The sequence below is a fragment of the Salinicola acroporae genome, from assembly GCF_003206615.1.
Classification (GTDB): domain Bacteria; phylum Pseudomonadota; class Gammaproteobacteria; order Pseudomonadales; family Halomonadaceae; genus Salinicola; species Salinicola acroporae.
In genome coordinates this window covers 106143-130497 of the sequence record NZ_PZJW01000004.1, presented here as the reverse complement: position 1 = coordinate 130497, position 24355 = coordinate 106143, and the positions used below count along the sequence as shown (strand labels likewise).

Sequence of the window (24355 nt, the reverse complement as noted above, 5' to 3'; positions counted from 1 at the left end):
TGCCTCAGAAGTCGATTCCGATACCAGCATAGACCGTTCGTCCCGGTGCCGGCTCGAAATAGCGGTCGTTACTGGCGTTGATACGCACGTTGGCGTAATGCTCGATATCGAACAGGTTGCGAATACCGCCGTAGAGCTTGAGCACGGTATCGCCACCCAGACGCCAGCCATCTCCCCCGCGCAGGTTGACCAGCCAGTAGTCGCCGACGTGAACGTCGCCGGCGTTGTCGGCCACCATATCGCCGACGTACTGCGTCTCGAGCGCCGCGAAGCGCCGATCCAGCCCCTGCCAGGTCAAACGGTTGGCCCAGGTCTGCTCCGGCAGGCCGGGGATGCGATTGCCACCGTAGTCGCCCGCCTCGCTGGCGTAGCTATCGAACTCGTAGCGGGCCAGCGTCAAGGCGCTGTCGATTCGCCAGCTCGGATCGAACTGCCAGCCCAGCGCGACCTCGAGTCCGTCGCGATCGCTGTCGCCGGCGTTCTCGTAGAAGGTGCGTCCATCATCGCCCTCGTAGGGCACCAGCTCGTCGCGCACGCGCACCGAGAACAGCGCCACGTCGTAGTCGAGACCGTTGTCGAAATTGCCGCGCAGGCCGATCTCTCGATTCCAGGATTTCTGCGGCTCGATATCCGGATTGAAACCACCGATGCCGGCGGGATTGGCGAACTCGGAGAAGGTCGGCGTCTCGTAGGCGGTACCGGTATTGACGTAGACCTGATGGTTGCGACGATAGCGATAGCTCAACCCGGCCGAGCCGCTCCATTGATGGAAAGTCCGGTCGCCGCCGTTGTCGCCGTCACCGAGATAGTCGTCATCGATATCGAGATCGACCCGGTCGTAGCGCCCCCCCAGTGACAGCGTCCAGCGCTCGGTAAGATCGAGATCGCCCTGCAGGAAGGTACCGACAGAAGTGGCCGTCTGGGTCTCATCGGCGACCTTGCCGGTGACATCGCCATTGAAGGCGACGTTCTTGCGTCCGCGATCGTCTTGCTGACGCGCCAGGTCGAGCCCCGCCACATAGCGCAGCGGCATATCGCCCACGTTGAGCGTCTGGTGATACTCGGCGCTGGCGCCATAATAGTCGCGCTGATAGTCGATCAGGCTGTCGCCGGGGTAAGGCAACTGCTGTTCGAAATCCCGCTTGAGATAGAACCCCTTGAGGTAGAACTCCCCCGGACCGGCCGACAGATCCTCGTACTGCAGGCCCAGCACCTGCTGATCGACCGACTGGCCAGTGTCGTACTCCTCGGTGAACGCCCCCGCCTGATCGCGATCCTCGTGAACCTGCTCGCGGGTCAAACCGCCCGGATCTTCCGAGCGCGGGTTGTCGAGCAGGTTGACGATCGCCGTCAGCGCCCGATCGCTTCCCAGCTCGCGGCGCAGCTTGGCGTTGAGCAGGTACTTCTCGGTCGAACTGTGATCGCGATAGCCATCGACATTGAGCGCCGACACGCTGACATGGTGGGACCATGGGCCATTCACCCCACCGTTGCTGACCGCGTACTTCTGATAACCGTCACTGCCGCCTTCCAGCCGAATGTGGCTACCCGGGTCATCGCTGCCATCGGCGGTCGTCACGCTGATCACGCCGCCGGCGGCGTTACCGTACTGGACGGCCGCCGGACCGCGAATCACCTCGATGCGCTCGGCGCTGTCGAGATCGATGGCATCGAGCTGGGCCTGGCCGTCCGGCAGGGTGTAGGGAATGCCATCGACGACAACGGTGATCCCGCGCACACCGAAGGGCGCACGGGCGCCGAAGCCGCGGATGGAGATTCGCTGCCCCTGGGCGAAATTGTCGCGATTCTGCAGGAAGAGACCGGGGACCGTGACCAGCGATTCGTCCAGGCGGACGCGCTGCTGGCCCTGCTGGATCTCGTCACGATCGACCGCCGAGACCGCGGCAGGCGTCGCGTAAAGCTCACGGGCAAGCCGTGGCGCGGTGACCTCGATCACCGGCTGCGCGCCGGACGAGGACGTTGCCGGCGCGGGCTGCGCCAGCACGACGCCGGGCATGGCGGCACCGAGAGTCAGCGCCGTCGAGAGATAACGGAATGTCATGGCGTTCCCTGCAATCAGAATGTCGCCGCTTTTCCCGCGGCTTTGAATCGCGATATGGCGTGAGAAGCCCCCATTCTTGCGTCTCCAGCCCGCCCCCGCAAGGCGATCCGCCCTAGGCGGGATTGGCGGGAACCGACAAGCTCGACCATGCTGGAGGCGCGAGTTCGGTATCCCTTCGCACCCATTCCGCATTGAGCAAGGAGGCTTGATCATGGATCTGGCGATTCGCGGTAAAACGGCGCTGATCACGGGCGCTCAGGGCGGTATCGGTCTGGCCACGGCCAAATCGCTCGCCGCCGAAGGCGTCAACCTGGTTCTCAGTGATCTCGATTCGAAGGCGCTTTCCCGCGCCGCCGCCGAGATTGATGGCGACCCGCTCTGCATCGTGGCGGATGTCACCGATCAGGCCGAAATCGATGCGCTGGTTCGCCAGGGTGTCGAACGCTTCGGCGCGATCGATATCGTCGTCCACACCGCGGGCATCACCGGGGCCAAGGGTGACCCGCTGGAACTCAGCGACGAGGATTACGAGCACGCCTGGCAGATCGACTTTTTCTCGGCGGTCCGCGTGGCGCGAGCGACCATCCCGGCGATGCGCGATCGTGGCTGGGGGCGCTTCATCTGCCTGACCTCGGAAAACACCATCCAGCCCTACTGGGAAGAGGCGGTCTACAATACCGCCAAGGCGGCGCTCAGCACGTTCGTCAAGAATCTCTCCTACAAGGAAGCTGCCTTTGGGGTGCTGTGCAATACGGTTGCGCCGGCTTTCGTCGCCTCGCCGATGACCGACGGCATGATGACGCAGCGCGCCGAAGCGCTCGGCTGTACCTTCGAGGAAGCGATCGAAAGCTTTCTGAAGGAGGAGCGCCCCGGGATCGTCGCCAAGCGCCGCGGCGAAGCCGACGAGGTGGCCTTCGTCATCACCATGCTGGTGTCGCAGCACGCCTCGTTCGTCAACGGCAGCAATGTGAGGGTCGACGGCGGCTCGGTCATCTCGGTCCAGAATTGAGCCGAATCACGTCTCACCCAAGCGCTGCCATGAAAAACGGGGCCGAAGCCCCGTTCTGGTTCGGCATCTCTCCGCCGGCGGATCACATGTTGTAGACCAGCGACACCCCCGTGGCGGTATCGGTCTGGCTGGACGCGCCCGGCGGTGGGCTGTCGTTGAATTCGACCTCGTAGGAGACCTTGAGCGCCAGCGTGTCGTTCATCGCCACCGTCAAGGCGGTTTCCGAGCGTCCGACGATGTTCTCGTCGGACGCCTCTGTCGCCAGCGACTGCGAAAACTTCGATGTCTCCGAGAACTGCCAGTCGTAGTCGAGCCCGGCATAGAGCAGGCCGACGTTGTCGTGGCCACCCTCCTCGTACTCGTCGTGACGCACGCCCGGGCCGATCTCCACGGCCAGCGACTGCGGCGGACCGCTCAGCAGTTGGCGCCCGTAACCGCCGGCCAGGGTCGACTGGGAATCGTAGCCCGAGAAGCGATCCTTGTCCCAGCGGGCCAGACCGAACAGGTAGTTGGAGGCAGAAAGGTTGTAGCGCGTCCGCCCGGCGACCAGATACTCCTCCGCCGAGGTTTCGTCGTTGTCGCTGGCGCTCTTGGCAGTCGCCTTGAAACTGTAGGACCACGCCTGTCGGAACCAGGTCATGTCGACCCCGGCACGCAGGCTCTCGCTGTTGCTGTTGCCGCTGATCTTGTTGTAGCCCAGTTCGGCGGTTCCCTCGAAAGGCTTCTCCGCCTGCGCCGGGTTGTCCATGACCTCGAAATCCTCGAGCTGGGCCTGCGCCATACCGGCACAGGTCAGACCCGCGATGCCCAGGCTGGCGACCATGAGCACTTTCCGGCGCCGCGAATGTCCCTGAGTGGGCTTTCGTCCTTGATGATTCACACTGTCGGCCTCTTGTGGCTGTCGAAACGCGCCGTCCGTCGAATTGACGTCAGCGCTTTTCATTAGACGTAACCCACGACGAGGAAACAACCGAACGTCGTTTTGCTCCTTATTTGCCTGCGAATTCAAGGCCCCGGGTCGGCATGAACGGGAGATCGATGCGCTGGATATAAAAAAGGCGAGCCATTGGCTCGCCACAAACTTCCGTCAATGATTCGTTAGGTCTCATCCCGACGGAAGAGCGCTCGGGAGATGCATCGCGAGGCGGCCGAACGGCTCTTCGGCCGGGCGCGCGATCCACCCTGTCAAGGGAGTGCCGTCGACAACGAGACCCACCCGTCGTCGCCGCTCATGGATGCCAAGTTAAGCGAGCGGCGACCGGGCGTCAATATTTATGGAAACCATTTCCACTTTTTAATGGCGAATGCGGCAGCGGCATCAGAAGCAGGTCTCGATCACCTCTTTCACTGCCAACCGCTCGTCGACCAGCAGCAGCTGTCGCCATTTGTCGAAGGTCAGGCAGGGATGCGAAGTGCCGAAGGCGATGACATCGCCAACCGCGATCTCGGCTTCGTCGGGAATCTCGAGAAAGACATGCTGATCCATGATCTTCGTCGTTCGCCACGAGCGGACGTCGACGGGCGCCGAGGTGTCATCGTCGTGCCGGCGATAGAGACGGAGCGGCAACGGCAGATCCGGCTCGTGACCGATATCGCGCTTGCCCAAGGCGATGATCGCCAGGCCCGGCTCAGGTAGCGACTGGACATGGGCGAACACTTCCAGCGCCGGCTTCAACTCACCCTCGAGCGCCGGATCACGGGCCTTGATCGCATCCATCGCACCGGCATAGAGCTTGTGATCGTGAACCACGTAACAGCCCGGTCTGAGCACTGGCGTGTAGTGCTCGCGCAGCTCCGCCTTGTCGAACGCTTCGGCGATCAGATCGAACCACTTGGAGCCGGAGGCCGTGACGATCGGCGCCTCGCGCTGGAGTGCGCCACTGGCGCGCAGCGTCTTGACGGTATCGACCAGCCGCTCGCCGTAGGCGCGTACCGCGGCAATCTCGTCGTCGCCACCGATCATGCCCTCGTAACCCTCGATGCCGACCAGCGCCAGCGCCGGCTCGGCGGCGATCGCCGCCACCAGCGCGTCGACCTGCGAGGCAGTACGGCAACCACAGCGGCCGCCGTCGATACCCAGCTCGACCAATACATTCAGTGTCAGGTTCCTGGCGGCGAAGAATGCCCCCAGGTCGCGAACGTTGTCCGCGCCGTCGACCACGCAGTAGTACTCCAGCCCCGCCTCGATGGCATCCGCCACCAGCGCCATGTTCGGCCGACCGACCAGTTGATTGACCATCAATACCCGCGCTATGCCATGGGCATGCGCCGCGACCGTCTGCACCGCCGTGGCCAGGGTAATGCCCCAGGCCCCCGCCTCGAGCTGACGCTGAAACAGCTTGGGTGCCATGGTGGTCTTGCCGTGAGGAGCAAGCTTGGCACCGTGGTCGTCGGCGAAGCGCTGCATCCATACCAGGTTGTGGGCCAGCGGCGCCTCGAGTATCGCCGCCGCCGGCAGCGGCACGTCAGCCAGCAGTTGAGCAGGCATCGACCTTAGGGTCCCTTTCTGCCGCGTTGCCGGGGGAGTCGTCTTGTTCATGATCTGTTCTCCGGATAGGGATGTCAGCGGGGATCGGTCTCGCGGGAGAGCGAGCAGGACGCCTCGCGCAAGGCCGTAAGCAAGGTTTCACGGCGAGCCTCGTCAGCGTCACGGCCGACGGTGAAGCAGAGCGTGGCCCGGGCTGGGCCGGTGCCCTCGTGGATGGGAGCGGCCATGCAGCAGGCAAAACTGTCGACCAGGCCCTCGGTCAGGGCGTAACCCCGGCGACGTGTCGACTCGATATCGGCGATGAATCCATCGATATCGATACGCTCGCCGCTGGGAAGCGTGAAATCCTCCTCTGGTACCAGTTCCAGCATCGCTTCCCGACTCATGCCGCCGAGCAGCACCCGGCCGGATGCGGTCCAGGGAATCGGCACCTTCACCCCGACTTCGGAGCTGATACGAAAAGGTCGGGCGCCGTTTTCGTTGAGCATGACCGTGTACTTGTCACCATCCAGCATGCACAGCTGGGTGGTCTCGTCGAAACGCGCAGACAACTGGCGCATCACGGGCCGGGCACGGCGCAGCAAGTCATTGTGGTCGGCATAGTCGAGACCGAAGGAGTGCATTGCCCGGCCGAAGAAGATCCGGCCGTCGCTCTCCGTCTCCAGCCAGCCCGCTTCACTGAGCAGGTTGACCAGCTCGTAGACGCTCGATCGCGGCGCGCCGGTGGCCGCCATCAATGCCTTCGGCGTCATCGGTTGACGGTGCAAGTGAAGCTGTTCGCACAGCGAGATGACGCGATCGACGCCACGAGCCCGGGGGGTCGATGTAGTACTGGAACGGCTCATATCACCTCGTTGATGACTGTCTGGGCCTCAGTCTAGCGGCCCTCGCCTGCGGCCGGAAAACCCACTTGCGCAGGGGCGATGGATGAGTGCAGTATAATTTCATCCGATAAATCGGACAACGGTCCGGTATATCGGACAAATAACAGCAACAAGACGAGTCCACTCCATGAAAACGATCCTCAAAGCGCTGGGCGCCGTTGCGGCGTTCACCCTCATCCCCTCGGTTGCCGCCACGACCGCCCAGGCCGATACCTTGCAGACGGTACTCGACCGTGGCGAACTGATCGTCGGCACCGGCAGCTCGAATCCGCCCTGGCACTTCACCGACAACGGCCAGACCGTCGGTTTCGATGCCGATATCGGCCACATTCTGGCCCAGGGCCTGTTCAACGATCCGAGCAAGGTCCGTTTCGTCAACCAGTCCTCGGATGCCCGCATCCCCAACCTGTTGACCAACAAGGTCGATATCTCCTGCCAGGGGATGACGGTCACGGCAGCCCGCGCCCAGCAGGTGGCGTTCACCGTGCCCTACTATCGGGAAGGTGTCGGCCTGCTGATGCTCAAGGGTAGTGATTATGCCGACTACGACGCGCTCAAGGCGGCCGGCAGCGACATCACGATCGCTGTGCTGCAGAACGTCTATGCCGAGGAGATGGTTCACCAGGCGCTGCCTCAAGCGAAGGTCGACCAGTACGAGAGCCAGAACCTGATCTACCAGGCGCTCAACTCACGCCGCGCCAATGCTGTGGCCACCGACCTGTCGACGTTGAAGTGGTACATGAAGAACAACGCCGGGCGGTATGTCGATGCCGGCTACAGCTGGAACCCGCAATCCTACGCCTGCGCGGTCTCGCCGGACGACCAGCGCTGGTTGAACTTCGTCAATACCACCCTCGAGGAAGCCATGTACGGCGTCGAGTTCCAGCGCTATGCCGACGCGTTCGAACAGTGGTTCGGCGAGCGTCCTCCCGCACCGCAGACCGGCTTCCCCGCCGAAATGCGCTGACCCCCGGCCCGCCGGCGTCGCCGGGCGGCCTCTGGCCCGGCAACGCCCTCCCGAACCGCTTCCCCGAGCGGATGGACTGACATGAACTATCACTTCAACTTCGCCCCCATCCTGGCGCAGTGGCCGTTACTGCTCAGCGGTATCGGCCTCGGCCTGCTGCTGGCACTGGTATCGATCGCCATCGGCTCCGTGCTGGGGCTGGTCGTGGCCTTTGCCAGTCGCGCCCCCAGCCGCTGGCTACGCAGCCTGGCCTTTACCTGGATATCGATCCTTCGCAATCTGCCGATCCTGGTGATCGTGCTGTTCTTGTTCTTCGGCATGCCGCAACTCGGGCTGTCGCTGGACAAGATCACCAGCTTCATCGTGGCCCTGTCGCTCTACGCCAGTGCCTACATGGCGGAGGTCTTCCGCGGTGGCCTGATGAGCGTTCCCCAGGGCCTGGTCGAGGCAGGCCAGGCGATCGGCCTGACCTCGTTGCGGATCAAGCGCTACATCGTGCTACCGATCATGTTTCGCAACGCACTGCCGGCGTTCGGCAACAACTTCATCTCGCTGTTCAAGGATACGTCGCTGGCCGCCACCATCGCGGTGCCGGAGCTGACTTACTACGCCCGCAAGATCAATTCCGAGACCTTCCGGGTGATCGAGGTCTGGCTCGTCGCCTCGCTGCTCTACATCGTCTGCTGCTACGCCATCACGCTGGTACTCAGGGCAATGGAAAAGCGACTGGTGCTGGAAAAAAACTGACATGGAATGGGATTACTTTCTAAGTGAAGTGGTCGCCAATCGCGACGCGCTGCTCCACGGCACGGCGATTACATTCGCGGTATCGCTGATCGCCATCCTGGCCGGCACCGTGCTCGGCATCGTGATCGGCATCGCCGTCACCTACGGTGGCAAGCCACTCAAATGGCCAGCTCGCCTCTACATCGACATCATCCGCGGGACGCCCGTACTGGTTCTGGTACTGGCGACGTTCTACGTCTCTTCCGCCGTGGGTCTGAACCTCAACGCTTTCCAGGCGGGCGCACTGGCGCTCACGCTGTTCTGCGCCTCCCATGTCGGCGAGATACTGCGAGGCGCCCTGCAGTCGCTGTCACGCGGCCAGATCGAAGCCGGCCGCGCCATCGGCCTCACCTTTGGCGGCATCTTTCGCTACATCCTGTTCCCCCAGGCGTTGCGCTACGCCCTGCCGACCTGGATCACCGCCGCGGTGGAGATGGTGAAAGCCTCGACGCTGTTGTCGGTGATCGGTGTCGCCGAGCTGCTGCTCACGACCCAGCAGATCATCAGCAACAACTTTCTCAACATGCAGTTCTACCTGCTGGCTGGCGTGATCTATTTCCTGATCGACTTCGCCATCGAGCAGGTCGGGCGTTTCATCGGTCGGCGTCTCGACCAACCGACGAGGAGAGCGGTATGACCCCTATCGTGGAAGTACGCGATCTACACAAGCGTTTCGGCGAGCTCGAGGTGCTGAAGGGCATCGATTTCACCGTCGCCGAGGGCGAGGTCGTATCGATCATCGGCGCCAGCGGTTCCGGCAAGACCACCCTGCTGCGCTGTCTCAACCTGCTCGAGGAGTTTCACCAGGGCGACGTTCTGATCGGCGGCGAAGCGATTGGCTACCACCTCCGGCATGGCCAGCGGGTCCGAATCGGCGAGCGGGAAGTCGCGCGTCAGCGAGCGATGACCGGCATGGTGTTCCAGGCCTTCAACCTGTTTCCCCACATGAGTGCGCTGGATAACGTCACGCTTGGCCTGACCAAGGTCCGGGGCATGCCGAGGCCTCAGGCGGTCGAGTTGGCCGATCACTGGCTCGACCGGGTGGGCATGCTCGAGCGGCGTGACCATCGACCTTCTCAGCTCTCCGGTGGCCAGCAGCAGCGCGTGGCCATCGCCAGGGCGATCGCCATGAGCCCCAAGGTGATGCTATTCGACGAAGCCACTTCCGCGCTCGACCCGGAGCGGGTCGGCGAGGTGCTGGAGACGATTCGATCCCTCGCTCAGGAAGGCATGACCATGGTGCTGGTCACCCACGAAATGCGATTCGCGCGGGACGTCTCCGACAAGGTCGTATTCATGGAGGACGGCCGAATCGCCGAACAGGGGCCACCCCAGCGACTGTTCCTGAATCCCGAGTCGCCACGTCTGCAAGCGTTTCTCAAGACGTCGTCGTTCTGACGCTTTCTCGGTGCCTGGCTCTTGGAGCCGCCCGGAAGCAGCAATGTCTACGACTTTGGGCGGGATTTTTCGCTGCCACTCGGTAATAACTTTCAAATAAAATATTTTTAGGTTAGAAAGTATCAGAACAGAATCGCCTCCGAAGTGATGCCGAAGGACAGCCCCGTGAGCCAGCAGATCGACATCCTGTCGCAAATCACCGCTTGCCTGCCGAGTCTGCGCGAGGCGGAGAAAAAGGTCGCGAACCTGATCTTCGACGATATCGACTTCGTTGCGGAGGCGAGCATCGGTGAGATCGCCAGGCGCGCCGAGGTGAGCGATGCCACGGTGACCCGTTTCGCTCGGGCAGTGGATTGCCGCAACGTGCGTGATCTCAAGACCCGCCTGACCCGCGCGCTGGCGGCCGGCCGCCGTTTCATCCAGGAGGCCAGCGAGGACGATGGCCTGGGCGTGATCTACGACACCGCCGCCCAGACCCTGGCGCTCAATCGCACGCTGATGGAGCAGGCCGACGTCGAGGGCGCGGTGGCGATGCTCGACGATGCCCGCCAGATCCTGGTGTTCGGCGCCGGCGGCGGTTCGACGGTGATGGCGCAGGAGATGCAGTTCCGGCTGGTTCGGCTCGGTTATGCCATCAGCGCCTACCCCCAGGCGCTGCTGCCGCGCATGGTCGCCGCGACCCTGGAGCCCAGCGACGTGGTCGTTGCGCTCTCGGTGACCGGCTACACGCCGGAGATCAATGAGGCTGCGGAGCTGGCGCGTGAATACGGTGCGCGGGTCCTGGCGATTACCGCTACCGGCTCGCCGTTGGCCAAGATCGCCGATATCACGCTGCCGCTGGCCGCCCGCGAGACCGATTACATCTATTTTCCGTCGTCGTCACGCTACGCCATGATGGCCGCCATCGACATGTTGGCTCTCGGCCTGGCTCTGCGTCACCGCTCGCGGACCCGCGACAAGCTGCGACGACTCAAGATCACCCTCGATGCCCATCGCGGCGGCGACAATCGCCAGCCGCTGGGGGATTGAGAATCCGGGAGCTCCCATGTCTCACGATTTGCTGATTCGCCGTGCCAGCCTCATCGATGGCAGCGGACGCGAGCCCTTCATCGCCGACGTGGCGATCGACGGCGACCGGATCGTCGCCATCGGTGATCTAGGTCACCCCGATGCCCGCGAGACGATCGAGGCGCAAGGACTGGTGCTGACGCCGGGTTTCATCGACGTGCATACCCATGATGACACCAACGTCATCCGTACCCCCCAGATGCTGCCCAAACTGTCCCAGGGCGTGACCACGGTGGTGGTCGGCAACTGTGGTATCAGCGCGAGCCCGGTGCGACTTTCCGGCGAAGTGCCGGACCCGATGAACCTGCTCGGCCGAGCGGAGGATTTCCGTTATCCGACCTTCGCCGCCTATGCCGAGGCGATCGAACAGGCCCAGCCCAGCGTCAACGTGGCGGCGCTGATCGGCCATACCAGCCTGCGCAGCCAGGTGATGGATCGCTTCGACCGAGCCGCCAGCGACCCTGAGATCGCCGCAATGCGCGAGCAGTTGGAAACGGCGCTGGCCGAAGGCGCCTTAGGCATGAGCTCCGGGCTCGCCTATCGCAACGCCTATCACGCCCCCACCGCCGAGATGAACACGCTGGTCGAGACGGTCGGCCGAGCCGGCGGCGTCTATACCACGCATCTGCGCGACGAATTCGCCGGGCTTCCCGAAGCGATGGACGAGGCCTTCGCCACCGCCAGGCACGGGCGGGCACCGCTGGTGATCTCGCACCTCAAGTGCGCCGGGGCCGGCAACTGGGGCAATGCCCCCAAGGCGCTGTCCAAGCTCGACGATGCCGCGCGCGCCCACGGCGTGCACTGCGACTGCTACCCCTACACCGCCGGCTCCTCGACGCTGGATCTGGGCCAGGTCACCGACGAGATCGATATCTTCATCACCTGGTCCGATCCGCATCCGGAAATGGCGCGCCAACCGCTGAAGACGATCGCCGAGCAGTGGGGGCTGTCGTTGATGGACGCGGCGCGGCGCCTGCAGCCGGCCGGCGCGGTCTACCACAACATGAGCGAGGCGGACATGCGCCAGGTGCTGGCGCATCCGCTGTCGATGGTGGGCTCCGACGGCCTGCCCAACGATCCGCATCCACACCCACGGCTGTGGGGCGCCTTCCCGCGGGTGCTGGCCCACTACAGCCGAGACCTAAAACTGCTGCCGCTGACCGAGGCGGTGCGCAAGATGACCGGGCTTTCCGCCGCCAACTTCGGCCTCACCGATCGCGGCGAGATTCGCGTCGGTGCCTTCGCCGACCTGGTGCTGTTCGATCTCGACGCCCTCGAGGATACCGCGACCTATACCACGCCAATCGCCCAGGCCAGCGGCATCGAGCTGGTCATCGTCAACGGTGTGATCGGCTATCGCCAGGGCAAGGCCAGCGAACCGCGGGCCGGACGACTGCTGCGGCGCCAGGTTCGGCTGTCGGCTCGCCCCTCTCGCCCGGGCTCATGAGCTTTTACCCGTTTTACTCACCCGACCTTCAGACAACCCAGGAGCAAACCCTATGAGCATCAAACGTTATGGCGTCGAGGGCGGCGTCGGCACCGGCGGTCAGAAACTGCCGTTCGCCCGTGCCACCGAAGCCGCCGGCTGGCTGTTCGTCTCCGGCCAGACCCCGATGACCGACGGCGAAGTCGTCGAAGGCAGCATCATCGAGCAGTCGCGGCTGGCCTTCGCCAACTGCCTGAAGATCGCCGAGGAGGCCGGCTATGGCGTCGAGGACGTGGTCCACGTCACCGCGGTGCTGACCGATGCGCGTTACTTCAGTTCGTTCAACAAGGTGTTCAAGGAAGTGTTCGGCGATCATCCGCCGGCGCGGATCTGCAGCGTCCAGGACCTGGTGGTGGACTGCAAGGTGGAAGTGGACATCAAGTGCTATCGCGCCGATCGCGCCTAGTCTCGTAGCTTGCTGCGCTTCGAGGCAGCGCCGATTCACTGACACTCTCGCAAGCAAGGAAGAGACGCCGGAAAAGGCGTGAGAAAGAAAGGTGGTCGCGCCCCGGCAAGGGCGCGACCGCAGTGAAAAACCTCATGGGCCATGACATTCCACACTGCTCCGGTCGCGGCAACGACCGGAACGACAATTATAAGAGGTCGTTATGAACAGTCACGTTTTCCTCGGGGCCTTCGTCGCCTACGTGCTCGTCATGATCGCGTTCGGGTGGTGGGTCTCTCGCAACAGTCGCAGTAACGGCGATGATTTCCTGCTCGGTGGGCGTAGCGTCCCGATCTTCCTCACCATCGGCACGACGGTGGCCACCATGGTCGGTACCGGCTCGAGCATGGGCGCCGTCGGGTTCGGCTATGCCAACGGCTGGGCCGGCGCGCTCTACGGCATCGGCGGGGCCATCGGCGTGCTGCTGCTGGCGTTCTGGTTCGCCCCGGTGCGCCGCTTCCGCTTCATGACCATGAGCGAGGAGCTCTCCTACTATGTCGGCGCCAATCGCTGGGTGCGCAACATCGTCGCGGTGCTGATCTATATCGCCTGTATCGGCTGGCTGGGCGCCCATATCCTCGGCGGCGGCCTCTATCTGTCATGGATGGCGGGGATCGACCTGACCACCGCACGCATCCTGGTGGCCCTGGGCTTCGGCATCTACTGCGTGATCGGCGGCTACATGGCGGTGATCTGGACCGACACCGTGCAGGCGGTGGTACTGTTCGTCGGCTTCATCGTGATGGCGATCATCGCGCTGTTCGAGGTCGGCGGCTTCTCCGGACTCGGTGCCAACATGGACGTCGCGGCCACCAGTTTCCTCGGCATCGACAAGATCGGCCTGGTACCGGCCATCTCGCTCGCCGCCGTCATCGCCGTCGGCGTGCTGGCCACGCCCTCCTACCGCCAGCGGATCTACTCCGGCAATTCGGTAGGCTCGGTACGCAAGTCGTTCGTGATCACCGGCATCCTCTATCTGTTCTTCTCGATCATCCCGGCGATCATCGGCATGGCGACCCACGCGTTGAACCCCGGCCTGGACAACAGCAACTTCGCCTTCCCGTTCCTCGCCACCGAGATCCTGCCGCTGTGGCTGGGCCTGCTGCTGCTGGTCGCGGGGCTGTCGGCGACCATGTCCAGCGCCAGCTCCGATGCCATCGCCGGCGTCTCGATCCTGCTGCGCGATGTCTATGTGCTGTTTACCGGGCATACGCCGTCGGCACGCAAGGTCGTGGGGCTGTCCCGGCTGGCGCTGGTCGCCACCATCGGCCTGGCGCTGCTGTTCGCACTCACCTCCAACAACGTCATCAGCTATATCACCAGCATGATCGCCACGGTGATGGCGGGGATGTTCGTCTGTGGCGTGCTGGGGCGCTTCTGGCCACGCTACAACTGGCAGGGCGCCATCGCCACGCTGATCGCCGCATCGGCGACCTCGCTGGCGGTGATCAATGTCGACAGCTGGACCGCTTTCTGGGGCAACCCCAGCATCCCCGCCGTCCTGGTCGCACTGGTCGTGGGCGTCGTCGTCAGCCTGGTCACCCCGGCCTCGAAGGTGACACCGGAACAGGCGCTCAAGATCATCGACGACGAACGCGAGCGCATGGAACTGGAGGAGGACCCCGCCAGCGCGCTCAGCGGCAAGTCAATCTGATACGGAACCGTCGGCACCAACGAAAACGCCACCCCAGCGGGGTGGCGTTCTCGTAGCGATCGACGCATTCACGCCCGGTCCGCGCGATAGCACTTGATGTCCACCTCGACCTTGCAGTCCACCACCAGGTCCTGAACGCTGCAGATCCGCGCTGGCGGGTGGTCGCCGAACACTTCCTTGAACACCTTGTTGAACGAGCTGAAGTAGCGCGCGTCGGTGAGTACGGCGGTGACGTGGACCACGTCCTCGACGCCGTAACCGGCCTCCTCGGCGATCTGCAGGCAGTTGGCGAAGGCCAGCCGCGACTGCTCGATGATGCTGCCCTCGACGACTTCACCGTCGGTCATCGGGGTCTGGCCGGAAACGAACAGCCAGCCGGCCGCTTCGGTGGCGCGGGCGAACGGCAGTTTCTGGCCGCCGGTGCCGACGCCGCCCTCGACGCCATAACGTTTGATGCTCATGGATTGTTCTCCTGATGGGTTCGCGGGACGAGATCACGCGATGGGGCAGGCCTGACCGGCGAGGTCAGGCTCAGTAGCAGATGCCGCGAGCGTGGACGGTTATCTCGCCGACGATATCGTCGCCCTCGCACAGCACCAGGCGATCCTTGAGATTGGGCACGACGCAGCAGTGGTTGGGGATGATCTCGAGCCGATCGCCGATCGCGAGTCGATGAAGGGAGGGATCGTAGCGCAGGAAACCATGCTCCTCGTTGAGATGGGTGATCGTCGCATCCGGCATCGAGACGACATGGCCATGGCCCTTGCCGTGCTTGGTACCGTCGCTGGTCAGCGTCTTGGAGCCAGCATCGAGAATGGCGTAGCCCGGCTCCTGCTGCGCAATGACCGTCGTCAGCACACGCTGGGCGCACTGCGCCGGGGTGACCTCGCCGACATCCAGGATGCCGCGATCGCCCAGCACGTAGTTGCCGGCCCGGACCTCGGTGGCGCCGGGCAGTGCCTCGATCATCAACGCCTCCATGGAGGAGCCGATGGACAAGGTGTCGACGACGATTCCCGCCTCCGCCAGCAACGTCCTTACCGACTTCAGCGTCTCCAGCGCCTCCTGGGCAACGGCGATGCGCGCCTCGCGACTCGCGGGCGCGTAGCAATGTCCGGCGTAGCCCTGCAGCCCGGATATCCGAACCGATGCCAGGTCAACGGCGCGCCGGGCGACCGCCAGCACGCGCTCGTCCGGTGGCAGCTCGCCGCGGTGAATGCCCACGTCGATCTCGAGATAGAGTTCGATGACCCGGCCGGCCTCGGCGGCTGCCGCGGCAACGTTCTCCAACGCCTCCAGCGAGTTGATCGACACGATCAGTCGGTCCAATCGTGGGGCCAGGGCAACCAGGCGCCGACGATTGTGCTCACCGATGATTGGGTAGGCGATCAGGATGTCCTTGAGGCCGTGATCCGCCATGACTTCGGCTTCGCCGATGCTGGAAGTGGTGATGCCTCGGGCACCGGCCTGCTGTTGGCGCAGCGCGATATCCGCGCTTTTGTGCGTCTTGATATGAGGACGATGCGCAACGCCGGCATCGGCGAGCCGGCGCTCCATTCGGTCGATGGTCGCGTTCAGGATATCGCGACGCACGATGACTTCCGGGGTCAGCAGTTCGTCGAGAGTCGTAGGGTGATCAGGCATGCGAAAGAATGACCTCGTCGAGGGAGTCGATGATCTGGGCGTAGCTGAGTGCCGCCATTTCGAGCTGATCCAGAGCGACGAATTCGTCGGCCTGATGAGCCTGGGCGATCGAGCCCGGGCCGATGATCAGTGTCTTGATGCCGGCCTCCATGAGAAAGGCGGCCTCGCAGGTCGCCTCGAAGGCGTAGCGTCGAGGCGTCACACCGCGAACCCGCTCCACGGCGCTCGCGCAGTGCCGGCTGATGGCCGCATCGGCCGGTGTCAGGCCGGAGGGGCAGAAAGTCGTCTGATTCAGTTGCCAGCCCCCGATGCTGCCGGCGGCTTGCAGACGCGAGAGTTCGGCTTCCAGAGCGTCGCGTACCTGGGCTTCGGTTTCGCCGCAGGCCAGGCGGCCATCGATCTGCAGGCTCGCCCGAGCCGGGATGACATTGACCTTGACGCCACTCTGGCACCCGGTGACCTGCAGCCGACTCTGGCCGAGCACGTCGTTGGATCGCTGCTGCTGCCATCGCCTGTCCAGGTCGCGAATGGCCTGAACCGCTTCGACGGCATGGTAGAGCGCATTGGCGCCATGCTGCGACTGCGCCGCATGACAGGCAACGCCGTCCATGACCAGTTCGAACGCGATGACGCCGCGATGCCCTATCGCGATATCCATACCGGTCGGTTCGCCAACCACGCACCAGTCGGCGTGGAACCCGCTGTCCAGCAACGCCTTGATGCCCTTGTTGCTCTTCTCTTCGTCGATTACCGCCGTGAAGATGATATCCACCGCCGGTGGCTCGTCCTGGTCGACCAGGCACTCGAGCACGTGCAGGAACGCCGCGACCGAGCCCTTCATGTCGCAGGCGCCGCGCCCGTACAGACGGCCATCGCGGACGTCGGGCATAAACGCTGGCGTGGTCCAGAGTTCGGCAGGGCCAGCCGGCACCACGTCGAGGTGGCCGTTGTAGGCGAAGCTGTGGTTGCGGTTGCGCCCCGGCAACCGGGCGATCACGTTGAACCGGTCACCCGCCACCGGCTGGCGTGTCACTTCCAGACCCAGCCGCTCGCAGAAACTGGCGACGACATCGCCTACGCCCGCCTCGTTACCGGGAGGATTTTCGCTTTCCCTCTCGATCAAGCGGCGCGTCAGTTCGGCCACCCGCTGGCCATCGACTCGTTTTCTCAGGTTCGAACTCATGTCGCCTCCCGGCTTACGGTGGTCGCCCCGGCTCCGTCACGGGCGGGCTGAGTGATCAGGCTGACGACGATCAGCGTCAGCACATTGGCCACGAAGCCCCAGGCGGGAGCGACGATGCCCCACGGCGTACCGATGACATAGGAGAACAGCAGCGCGGTGACCAGTCCGACGATCAGCGCGGCGATCGCTCCCTGCTTGGTCGCCTTCGACCAGAACAAGGCGGCGATCATCAGCGGGAAGAACTGGATCACACCGCTGTAGGTATTCGCCAGAATCGTCCAGAGGAAGGTCGGCTTGGTCAGCGCCGCCGCATAGGCGATCACGCAAGTGATCAGCACGAACGCGCGGGAGACGGCGATGATCCGGGATTCCGATGGACGCTTCTTGACCAATCGCAGATAGAGATCCTGCGCCACTGTCACCCCCTGGGAGTGGGCAAGACTGTTGATCGTCGAGAGCGATGCGGCGATACCGCCAGCGCCCAGGATGGCGATGGTCCAGAGGGGGGCGTAGTCGCCGATCAGCGAGATCAGTGCCGTATCGGGGCTCGCCAGGGAGGGAATCAGGATGGCGGCGGCGAGCGCCCCCAGCACGACGGGTAACTGGCTGGGCACCGAGGCCAGGGTGATCAGCGAACCAACGCGACGGGCATCCCGCGCGGAGCGCGCGGCGACCATGCGCATGTAGAGATGCGGCCACATGTATCCGCCGAGCCCGATGACCCAGGTCTGGGAAAGGAAGTATCCCCACTCGAGATTCTTCGGTCCGGGCAGGGTCAACAATTCGGGAACGCGCGAACGCGCCGCCTCGAAGAAGCTGCCGAACCCGCCGAAGGCATCGAAGAGGATCATGCCGACGACGAACCAGATGCTGGTCACGAAAACGATGCCGAGCAGGACGTCGGTCCAGGCGACGGAAGTCATGCCACCGAAGTAGATGAACAGTGCGCAGATCGCCACGGCGATCAGCGCACCCAGCCAGAACGGTACCAGGCCGTCTGTGAAGATATCGAAGATCAACCCGACGCCAACCACCTGAATGGTGATGTAGGGGATCATGCAGACCGTGCCCACGAGCCCGACGAGAAGCCCCAGCAACCGGCTGTCGAACCGGTGCGCGAAGAAGTCGGCTTGGGTCACGAACCGGTGGCGCTGCCCCAGCGCCTGCATGCGGGGCGCGATGAAATAGAAGACGAGACCCGAGATCGCGGTCGACGTGAACGCGAAGATCCAGCCGATCCCCTTGGCATAGACCTCCGCCACCGCACCGAGAAACAGCGACGAGCTGTACCAGGTCGCCATCGATGTGAAGAAAAGCACCACCGGCCCCATGCCCCGCGAGCCGAGAAAGTACTCGTTGACGCTGAGCGCCTGTTTCGCCTTGCGGTTGAACGCGGGCGCGAGGCCGACCCCCAGCGTCAGGATGAGAACGATGGAAATGCCAATCAACGCCGTCATGATTCGCCCTCTCCTTCCAGGGAGGACACGCGGCTATGCAACACCATCAGGATCCATAGCAGCAGCGGTACCGACCCGCACCACAGCAGGAAGAACGGAATCCCCAGCGGCGATGGGGTGACGCGATTGGCAAGAATGACGATCGGTGTGGCGGTCATGGCGATGACGATCGCCATCAGCAACCACAGGACACGTTGCGTTCGAGAGCGGGACATGAACAGGGCCTTTGTTGATGTTGTCTTCTAACCACTCAACATATAATACATGTTGATGCGACTTATAATACATCAGCGTAAGCAACGCAACGCCGTGGAGGGTCTATCCGGCAATCCAGCCGCCTGGGCCGATAGCCGCCCAAACCTGTATGACATCTCCGAAAGACGCTACACTGCGGGTAATGCACGAATGGAGATAAGAGGGGTTATGGAAGGGATCGATTTCTTCGCTGGTGGCGGATCGCGCCTTTACCGACAAGTGGGCGAACACCTGCTCGCTCGCTTGAATGCTGGCGAGTTTGCCAACAGCGGCCGGTTGCCTTCGGAAAAGAACCTGTGCGAGGCCTACGATGTCAGCCGTACCGTGATCCGCGAGGCGCTCATCATGCTCGAGGTCAAGGGCAAGGTGGAGATCCGCAAGGGCTCAGGCGTTCATGTGGTAGAGGGTGGCGATTCCAACGAGGATCTCGGCCACGACATAGGACCTTTCGAGCTGCTACAGGCGCGCCAGGTTCTCGAGGGCAGCATCGCCCGGCTCGCCGCCCGCACGGCGGGTCCACGCGATATCGCTCGCCTGGAGGCCGCCCTGGCGCTGGAAACCCAGGAGTTTGAGCAAGGGATCTACCAGGGCCAGGGGGATTTCGAGTTTCATCTGGGGGTCGCCGAGGCCACGCAGAACAGCCTGCTGATCGCCACGGTCCATCAGCTCTGGAAATATCGGGAAAAATCACCGATGTGGCAGAAGCTGCAGTCTCATATCGAGAACAAGCAACAGCTCAACTACTGGGTGCCGGACCACCGACGGATCCTCGACGCACTCTCCCGGCGCGATCCGACACTGGCCGAGAGCAGCATGAGCGAGCATCTCGAGCATGTGCGGGAGATGCTTTTCGAACTCTCCGACATCGACCGACCCGACATGGATCGCCAGTTCTTCGCGCCACCGACTCGCTAAGGCAGCACGACCCGAATCCCTATCTCCCGCTCGTCGAGGTTGTCGGCGCCACCGCGATCGACGACCAGAAACTCCCCCTCTTTCTCCAGTACCGAATGGATCGCGTGCCAGGTGCCGGCCCGGTAGTTGACCCCCTGGTGGCCGTCGGTGACGAAGGCGCGAATCGCGTTCGGATCGATAGCGTCGCCCGGCGGCGCCACGACCACGATGAAGCGCTCTTCATGCAGCGGCATGAACGCCTGGCTGCCCAGCGGGTGGCGCTCGAGCAGCTCGATCTCCAGCGGCAGCGACACCGGCTGGCTGACAAACACACTGATCAGCGGCGGCGTCGCGGCGTCACGGATCTCGACCCTGGCCAGCGCATGGTGGCGTCGGGTGCGCCCACCGTTGATCGGAAACGACTCGCTGCCACGCGAGTCGAGCACCTCGCCGAACGCGGCGAAGGCCGCCGGGGTCAGCTTCTGAGCTTTCAATTCCAGCATCGCTTATGTCTCCTCTGTTCTCGTGTCGTCCACCAAGCGCAACCCATCGTATACAAAAAGTGTCGCACGAACTGCACCCGGGTGGTGCAGGACTGTCGCAGACCGTGCATTGAGTGTGCGTTTTCGACCGCCTCGATCGCGATGCGGCTCCATCATGGGCGCGGGCCAGCCCAGCGCTGCTCTCGAGTCGCCGAGCACCGATCTATCCGGACGGGCCTAAAGACTTGAGCATGGGGCAGTTTCCTTGAGGTCATCCATGATCGCCTGGCGATGAGGCTCTCCGACTATTCTTCAATGGCGAATATGGCACGCATCTTGTATACAAAAAGTGCGGATCACAATCACAACACGGCCCCGCGGAGGGCGTTCGCCATGCCACAGCAACCGCATCACTCATCACGCCAGTACAGTAACCGGCTGCATAACGCCGATCTTGCGCCGACGCAACAGAACTGGAACTGGTACAACATTCTCGCCTTCTGGCTTTCCGACGTGCACAGCGTCGGCGGCTACGTGGTCGCTGCCAGCCTGTTCGCGCTGGGGCTGGCCGGCTGGCAGGTACTGATCTCGCTGCTGGTGGGTATCTGCATCGTGCAGATCTTCGCCAACCTGATGGCAAGACCGAGCCAGAAGGCCGCGGTCCCCTTTCCGGTGATCTGCCGGCTCTCGTTCGGCGTATTCGGCGCCAATATCCCGGCGATGATTCGCGGCCTGATCGCCGTGGTGTGGTACGGCATCCAGACCTTTCTCGCCTCCAACGCGCTGACGATCGTGCTACTACGGCTCTTCCCCGGCATGGAGTCGCTGGCCGGCCCCAGCTTCCTGGGGCTCTCCTATCTTGGCTGGATCAGCTTCATGCTGCTGTGGTGCCTGCAAGCGATCGTTTTCTGGCACGGCATGGATTCGATCCGGCGCTTCATCGACTGGAGCGGCCCGGCGGTCTACGTGGTGATGTTCGTGCTGGCGGCGTGGCTGGTGTGGCAGGCGGGCTGGTCCAACATCAGCTTCACCCTCAGCGACATCCAGCTCTCCCCGGGCGAGCAGCTGTGGCAGATGGTGATTGCCGCGGCCATCGTGGCCGGCTACTTCGCCGGCCCGACGCTCAACTTCGGCGACTTCACCCGTTACGCCCGCAGCTTCGAGGACGTCAAGCGCGGCAACTTCTGGGGCCTGCCGGTCAACTTCCTGGTCTTCTCCGCCACCACGGTGATGATGGTCTCGGCGACCCTGCCGGTGTTCGGTGAGATGATCGACGACCCGATCCAGACCGTGGCGCGACTCGACAACACCTTCATCGCCCTGCTCGGTGCCGCGACCTTCGTCACCACCACCATCGGGATCAACATCGTCGCCAACTTCGTCGCTCCGGCGTTCGACTTCTCCAACATGGCGCCCAGCAAGATCAGCTTCCGGACCGGCGGCTTCATCGCTGCGGTGGGCTCGATCTTCCTCACCCCGTGGAACCTGTTCAGCAATCCGGAGATCATCCACTACACCGTGGATCTGCTGGCGGCGGCCATCGGCCCGCTCTACGGCATCCTGATCATGGACTACTACCGCATTCGCCGCGGGCGGATCGACGTCGACGCACTGTTCAGCGTCGACCCCAACGGCCCCTACTGGTACCGCAACGGCTTCAATCCGGCGGCGGTGAAGGCAGTGGTCGCCGCGTCGCTGATCGGCATCGTGATCAACTTCCTGCCGCTGGGTGATCTCGGCCACTTCTCGGTGTTCATCGGCGGCGCACTCGGTGCCTCCTTCTACGCCATGGCCATGCGCCGCGCCACCACAGCGGCAGCGGTCGCCTCCTGACCCCAGTGCCCCGGCGGCTGGCCGCCGGGGCACTGCCGGCTATCTCTCTTGACCCTCTCTGTCTCGGTCGTCGGTAGCTGACGCCCCGCTGCCTCATGCCTAGGCCTTGCGCCCTTCTTCCTTGTCACGGCCGTGGACGCACGACTCCCCTCCGCCGCCTTGTGACAGGATCATCCGCCCCCGACTTCCCGCCGGCTTTCCTTATCCCCTCAAAGATTGTATAAAATCTACAATAGCGAAATCAGCCGCGCGCCTCGATGCCCGTCGGCCGCCACTCCAGCCCGTCCAGACCACGCCCAGATCAGAGGGGAAACCCCCATGCAGCGTATCCATGTCATCGATTCCCACACCGGCGGCGAGCCGACCCGGCTGGTGATGTCGGGCTTCCCGGCGCTGACCGGCGACATGGCCGCCCAGCGCGATCTGCTGCGCGAGCACCACGATCGATGGCGCCGGGCCTGTCTGCTCGAGCCGCGGGGCAACGACGTGCTGGTGGGGGCGCTCTACTGCGAGCCGGTCTCGCCGGAGGCCAGCTGCGGGGTGATCTTCTTCAACAATACGGGCTACCTGGGCATGTGCGGCCACGGCACCATCGGGCTGGTGGCGTCGCTGCACCATCTCGGCAAGCTGAATCCCGGCACCCATCGCATCGACACCCCGGTGGGGCAGGTCAGCGCCATCCTCCATGACGACGGCGCGGTCACCGTGGGCAACGTGCCCGCCTACCGCTACCGCCAGCGCGTGCCGGTCGAGGTGCCGGGCTACGGCGTGGTGCATGGCGACATCGCCTGGGGCGGCAACTGGTTCTTTCTGGTGGGTGAGCACGACCAGGCGCTGTCGCTGGCCAACGAGGAGGCGCTGACGGCCTTTACCTGGGCGATCCGCCAGGCGCTGGACGCGCAGGCCATCACCGGCGAGAACGGTGGCCACATCGACCATATCGAGCTGTTCGCCGCGGACACCCACGGCAACCCGCCGGCCGACAGCCGCAACTTCGTGCTCTGCCCCGGCAAGGCCTACGACCGCTCCCCCTGCGGCACCGGGACCAGCGCCAAGCTGGCCTGCCTGGCGGCGGACGGCAAGCTGGCCCCCGGCGAGACCTGGGTCCAGGCCAGCATCACCGGCAGCCGCTTCGAAGGGCGCTACGAATGGCAGGGCGATCGCATCCTGCCCTTCATCACCGGCAGCGCCCATGTCACCGCCGATGCCACCCTGCTGATCGATGACAATGATCCGTTCGCCTGGGGCATCACCGCGTCCTAGCCGCTCACGCATCACTCCCGACCACGCATCACTTCCGAAAACGCATGACTTCCGAAAACAGTGCCAGAGGACAACCATGAACGACTCCATCTTCACCGGCTGCATTCCCGCGCTGATGACCCCCTGCACCGCAGAGCGCACCCCCGACTACGACGCCCTGGTCGCCAAGGGGCGCGAGCTGGTCGATCTCGGCATGCGCGCGGTGGTCTACTGCGGCTCCATGGGCGACTGGCCGCTGCTCAGCGAGGCCGAGCGCCAGGAGGGCGTGGCCCGGCTGGTCGCCGCCGGCGTGCCGGTCATCGTCGGCACCGGCGCGGTCAATTCGAAGGAGGCGGTCTCTCACGCCGCCCATGCGGCCAAGGTCGGCGCGCAAGGGTTGATGGTGATTCCCCGGGTGCTCTCCCGTGGCACCGCCCCCGCCGCCCAGAAGGCGCACTTCTCGGCGATCCTGGCCGCCGCCCCCGAACTGCCGGCGGTGATCTACAACAGCCCCTATTACGGCTTCGCCACCCGCGCCGAGCTGTTCTTCGCGCTGCGTCGCGAACACCCCAACCTGATCGGTTTCAAGGAGTTCGGCGGTGCGGACGATCTGCGCTACGCCGCCGAGCACATCACCTCCCAGGACGACGATGTCAGCCTGATGGTCGGCGTCGACACCCAGGTGTTCCATGGTTTCGTCAACTGCCATGCCACCGGCGCCATCACCGGGGTCGGCAACGCCCTGCCGAAAGAGGTGCTGCAACTGGTGGCGCTCTGCGAGAAGGCCGCCACCGGCGATCTCGAGGCTCGGCGCCAGGCCCAGGAGCTGGAGTCGGCGCTGGCGGTACTCTCCTCCTTCGACGAAGGCGTGGACCTGGTGCTCTACTACAAGCATCTGATGGTGCTCAACGGCGACAGCGAGTACCGCCTGCACTTCAATGAGAGCGACGCCTTGAGCGAGGCCCAACGCCGCTATGTCGAGACCCAGTACGCGCTGTTCCGTGAGTGGTACGCACAGTGGTCGGCCCAGCTCGGCAAGGCCAGGTAGCGCTCCCGGCCGAGTCGACGGCGAGGCGGACCGGCCTGCCGCCTCGCCTGCCGGAAGCCGGCGGACAGCC

General features: G+C 64.1%; 23 protein-coding genes. 13 read left to right on the top strand and 10 right to left on the bottom strand.

All coding sequences use genetic code 11. The annotated features are described in order from the left end of the window. Positions 1–4: 4 nt before the first annotated feature. Complete coding sequence (locus tag DOM54_RS06060; protein WP_110715485.1) at positions 5–2062, bottom strand: TonB-dependent receptor family protein; 2058 nt, start codon at positions 2060–2062, stop codon at positions 5–7. Positions 2063–2273: 211 nt separating this feature from the next. On the opposite strand from DOM54_RS06060, the gene DOM54_RS06055 reads away from it, so the two are divergent. Then, positions 2274–3071, top strand: coding sequence for an SDR family NAD(P)-dependent oxidoreductase (locus DOM54_RS06055; protein WP_110715484.1), 798 nt, complete (start codon positions 2274–2276; stop codon positions 3069–3071). Between the two features lie 82 nt (positions 3072–3153). Here DOM54_RS06055 and DOM54_RS06050 read toward each other — a convergent pair whose 3' ends face one another. The 3 genes from DOM54_RS06050 to DOM54_RS06040 all read right to left on the bottom strand — a co-directional run bounded on the left by DOM54_RS06050 (position 3154) and on the right by DOM54_RS06040 (position 6404). Continuing rightward, positions 3154–3894 carry a DUF481 domain-containing protein gene (locus tag DOM54_RS06050; protein ID WP_162619773.1) on the bottom strand — a complete coding sequence of 247 codons (741 nt, stop codon included), beginning with the start codon at positions 3892–3894 and terminating at the stop codon, positions 3154–3156. A gap of 495 nt (positions 3895–4389) precedes the next feature. Next, positions 4390–5610, bottom strand: coding sequence for an amino acid deaminase (locus tag DOM54_RS06045; protein ID WP_110715482.1), 1221 nt, complete (start codon positions 5608–5610; stop codon positions 4390–4392). A gap of 23 nt (positions 5611–5633) precedes the next feature. Next, a complete protein-coding gene (locus DOM54_RS06040) occupies positions 5634–6404 on the bottom strand; it encodes an IclR family transcriptional regulator (protein ID WP_110715481.1) in 771 nt (256 codons plus the stop codon). Positions 6405–6570: 166 nt separating this feature from the next. Between DOM54_RS06040 and DOM54_RS06035 the strand changes: the two genes are divergently transcribed. The 8 genes from DOM54_RS06035 (at position 6571) to DOM54_RS06000 (ending at position 14247) form a co-directional block, all read left to right on the top strand. Next, entirely contained in the window at positions 6571–7410 is an 840-nt protein-coding gene (locus DOM54_RS06035) for a transporter substrate-binding domain-containing protein (RefSeq protein ID WP_110715480.1), read from the top strand. Between the two features lie 81 nt (positions 7411–7491). After that, positions 7492–8157 carry an amino acid ABC transporter permease gene (locus DOM54_RS06030; RefSeq protein ID WP_110715479.1) on the top strand — a complete coding sequence of 222 codons (666 nt, stop codon included), beginning with the start codon at positions 7492–7494 and terminating at the stop codon, positions 8155–8157. Position 8158: 1 nt separating this feature from the next. After that, entirely contained in the window at positions 8159–8833 is a 675-nt protein-coding gene (locus DOM54_RS06025) for an amino acid ABC transporter permease (protein WP_110715478.1), read from the top strand. Beyond that, entirely contained in the window at positions 8830–9594 is a 765-nt protein-coding gene (locus DOM54_RS06020; protein ID WP_110715477.1) for an amino acid ABC transporter ATP-binding protein, read from the top strand. The genes DOM54_RS06025 and DOM54_RS06020 overlap by 4 nt, the downstream gene beginning before the upstream one ends. Positions 9595–9759: 165 nt before the next feature. Continuing rightward, on the top strand, positions 9760–10623 hold the full coding sequence (locus DOM54_RS06015; RefSeq protein ID WP_110715476.1) for a MurR/RpiR family transcriptional regulator: 864 nt from the start codon (positions 9760–9762) through the stop codon (positions 10621–10623). Between the two features lie 16 nt (positions 10624–10639). After that, positions 10640–12109, top strand: coding sequence for an N-acyl-D-amino-acid deacylase family protein (locus tag DOM54_RS06010; protein WP_110715475.1), 1470 nt, complete (start codon positions 10640–10642; stop codon positions 12107–12109). 52 nt (positions 12110–12161) lie between these two features. Continuing rightward, entirely contained in the window at positions 12162–12554 is a 393-nt protein-coding gene (locus DOM54_RS06005) for a RidA family protein (RefSeq protein ID WP_071231068.1), read from the top strand. 202 nt (positions 12555–12756) lie between these two features. Further along, positions 12757–14247: a sodium:solute symporter family protein gene (locus tag DOM54_RS06000; RefSeq protein ID WP_110602016.1), complete on the top strand. Its 1491-nt coding sequence runs from the start codon at positions 12757–12759 to the stop codon at positions 14245–14247. A 68-nt stretch (positions 14248–14315) separates the two neighbouring features. On the opposite strand, the gene DOM54_RS05995 is transcribed toward DOM54_RS06000, so the two are convergent. The 5 genes from DOM54_RS05995 to DOM54_RS05975 form a co-directional block, all read right to left on the bottom strand. Further along, positions 14316–14708, bottom strand: coding sequence for a RidA family protein (locus DOM54_RS05995; RefSeq protein WP_110602014.1), 393 nt, complete (start codon positions 14706–14708; stop codon positions 14316–14318). A gap of 70 nt (positions 14709–14778) precedes the next feature. Next, positions 14779–15891 (bottom strand): alanine racemase, encoded by a 1113-nt coding sequence (locus tag DOM54_RS05990; RefSeq protein WP_110715474.1) that lies wholly within the window; start codon positions 15889–15891, stop codon positions 14779–14781. Next, positions 15884–17074: a M20 family metallopeptidase gene (locus DOM54_RS05985; RefSeq protein WP_110715473.1), complete on the bottom strand. Its 1191-nt coding sequence runs from the start codon at positions 17072–17074 to the stop codon at positions 15884–15886. The genes DOM54_RS05990 and DOM54_RS05985 overlap by 8 nt, the downstream gene beginning before the upstream one ends. Then, positions 17071–18531 carry a sodium:solute symporter family protein gene (locus DOM54_RS05980; RefSeq protein WP_110715472.1) on the bottom strand — a complete coding sequence of 487 codons (1461 nt, stop codon included), beginning with the start codon at positions 18529–18531 and terminating at the stop codon, positions 17071–17073. The genes DOM54_RS05985 and DOM54_RS05980 overlap by 4 nt, the downstream gene beginning before the upstream one ends. Beyond that, the gene (locus DOM54_RS05975) at positions 18528–18746 is read right to left on the bottom strand and encodes a hypothetical protein (RefSeq protein ID WP_157958452.1); all 219 of its coding nucleotides are present in this window, start codon (positions 18744–18746) and stop codon (positions 18528–18530) included. The genes DOM54_RS05980 and DOM54_RS05975 overlap by 4 nt, the downstream gene beginning before the upstream one ends. A gap of 208 nt (positions 18747–18954) precedes the next feature. Here DOM54_RS05975 and DOM54_RS05970 point away from each other — a divergent pair, with 208 nt between their 5' ends. Beyond that, a complete protein-coding gene (locus tag DOM54_RS05970; RefSeq protein ID WP_162302634.1) occupies positions 18955–19701 on the top strand; it encodes an FCD domain-containing protein in 747 nt (248 codons plus the stop codon). Here the strand turns inward: DOM54_RS05970 and DOM54_RS05965 are convergent. Further along, positions 19698–20183 (bottom strand): ureidoglycolate lyase, encoded by a 486-nt coding sequence (locus DOM54_RS05965; RefSeq protein WP_110715470.1) that lies wholly within the window; start codon positions 20181–20183, stop codon positions 19698–19700. The two genes, DOM54_RS05970 and DOM54_RS05965, sit on opposite strands and share 4 nt — an antisense overlap. Before the next feature lie 372 nt (positions 20184–20555). Here DOM54_RS05965 and DOM54_RS05960 point away from each other — a divergent pair, with 372 nt between their 5' ends. From DOM54_RS05960 to DOM54_RS05950, 3 genes are all read left to right on the top strand, one after another. Next, a complete protein-coding gene (locus DOM54_RS05960) occupies positions 20556–21995 on the top strand; it encodes an NCS1 family nucleobase:cation symporter-1 (RefSeq protein WP_110715469.1) in 1440 nt (479 codons plus the stop codon). A gap of 318 nt (positions 21996–22313) precedes the next feature. Next, on the top strand, positions 22314–23258 hold the full coding sequence (locus DOM54_RS05955) for a 4-hydroxyproline epimerase (RefSeq protein ID WP_110715468.1): 945 nt from the start codon (positions 22314–22316) through the stop codon (positions 23256–23258). 76 nt (positions 23259–23334) lie between these two features. Beyond that, positions 23335–24285, top strand: coding sequence for a dihydrodipicolinate synthase family protein (locus DOM54_RS05950; RefSeq protein WP_110715467.1), 951 nt, complete (start codon positions 23335–23337; stop codon positions 24283–24285). Positions 24286–24355 lie beyond the last annotated feature (70 nt).

Bases quoted from the DNA above. Each gene is read 5' to 3' on its own strand.
- DOM54_RS06060 (WP_110715485.1), bottom strand. From the start codon at position 2,062: ATGACATTCCGTTATCTCTCGACGGCGCTGACTCTCGGTGCCGCCATG.
- DOM54_RS06055 (WP_110715484.1), top strand. From the start codon at position 2,274: ATGGATCTGGCGATTCGCGGTAAAACGGCGCTGATCACGGGCGCTCAG.
- DOM54_RS06050 (WP_162619773.1), bottom strand. From the start codon at position 3,894: ATGGTCGCCAGCCTGGGCATCGCGGGTCTGACCTGTGCCGGTATGGCG.
- DOM54_RS06045 (WP_110715482.1), bottom strand. From the start codon at position 5,610: ATGAACAAGACGACTCCCCCGGCAACGCGGCAGAAAGGGACCCTAAGG.
- DOM54_RS06040 (WP_110715481.1), bottom strand. From the start codon at position 6,404: ATGAGCCGTTCCAGTACTACATCGACCCCCCGGGCTCGTGGCGTCGAT.
- DOM54_RS06035 (WP_110715480.1), top strand. From the start codon at position 6,571: ATGAAAACGATCCTCAAAGCGCTGGGCGCCGTTGCGGCGTTCACCCTC.
- DOM54_RS06030 (WP_110715479.1), top strand. From the start codon at position 7,492: ATGAACTATCACTTCAACTTCGCCCCCATCCTGGCGCAGTGGCCGTTA.
- DOM54_RS06025 (WP_110715478.1), top strand. From the start codon at position 8,159: ATGGAATGGGATTACTTTCTAAGTGAAGTGGTCGCCAATCGCGACGCG.
- DOM54_RS06020 (WP_110715477.1), top strand. From the start codon at position 8,830: ATGACCCCTATCGTGGAAGTACGCGATCTACACAAGCGTTTCGGCGAG.
- DOM54_RS06010 (WP_110715475.1), top strand. From the start codon at position 10,640: ATGTCTCACGATTTGCTGATTCGCCGTGCCAGCCTCATCGATGGCAGC.
- DOM54_RS06005 (WP_071231068.1), top strand. From the start codon at position 12,162: ATGAGCATCAAACGTTATGGCGTCGAGGGCGGCGTCGGCACCGGCGGT.
- DOM54_RS06000 (WP_110602016.1), top strand. From the start codon at position 12,757: ATGAACAGTCACGTTTTCCTCGGGGCCTTCGTCGCCTACGTGCTCGTC.
- DOM54_RS05995 (WP_110602014.1), bottom strand. From the start codon at position 14,708: ATGAGCATCAAACGTTATGGCGTCGAGGGCGGCGTCGGCACCGGCGGC.
- DOM54_RS05990 (WP_110715474.1), bottom strand. From the start codon at position 15,891: ATGCCTGATCACCCTACGACTCTCGACGAACTGCTGACCCCGGAAGTC.
- DOM54_RS05985 (WP_110715473.1), bottom strand. From the start codon at position 17,074: ATGAGTTCGAACCTGAGAAAACGAGTCGATGGCCAGCGGGTGGCCGAA.
- DOM54_RS05980 (WP_110715472.1), bottom strand. From the start codon at position 18,531: ATGACGGCGTTGATTGGCATTTCCATCGTTCTCATCCTGACGCTGGGG.
- DOM54_RS05975 (WP_157958452.1), bottom strand. From the start codon at position 18,746: ATGTCCCGCTCTCGAACGCAACGTGTCCTGTGGTTGCTGATGGCGATC.
- DOM54_RS05970 (WP_162302634.1), top strand. From the start codon at position 18,955: ATGGAAGGGATCGATTTCTTCGCTGGTGGCGGATCGCGCCTTTACCGA.
- DOM54_RS05965 (WP_110715470.1), bottom strand. From the start codon at position 20,183: ATGCTGGAATTGAAAGCTCAGAAGCTGACCCCGGCGGCCTTCGCCGCG.
- DOM54_RS05960 (WP_110715469.1), top strand. From the start codon at position 20,556: ATGCCACAGCAACCGCATCACTCATCACGCCAGTACAGTAACCGGCTG.
- DOM54_RS05955 (WP_110715468.1), top strand. From the start codon at position 22,314: ATGCAGCGTATCCATGTCATCGATTCCCACACCGGCGGCGAGCCGACC.
- DOM54_RS05950 (WP_110715467.1), top strand. From the start codon at position 23,335: ATGAACGACTCCATCTTCACCGGCTGCATTCCCGCGCTGATGACCCCC.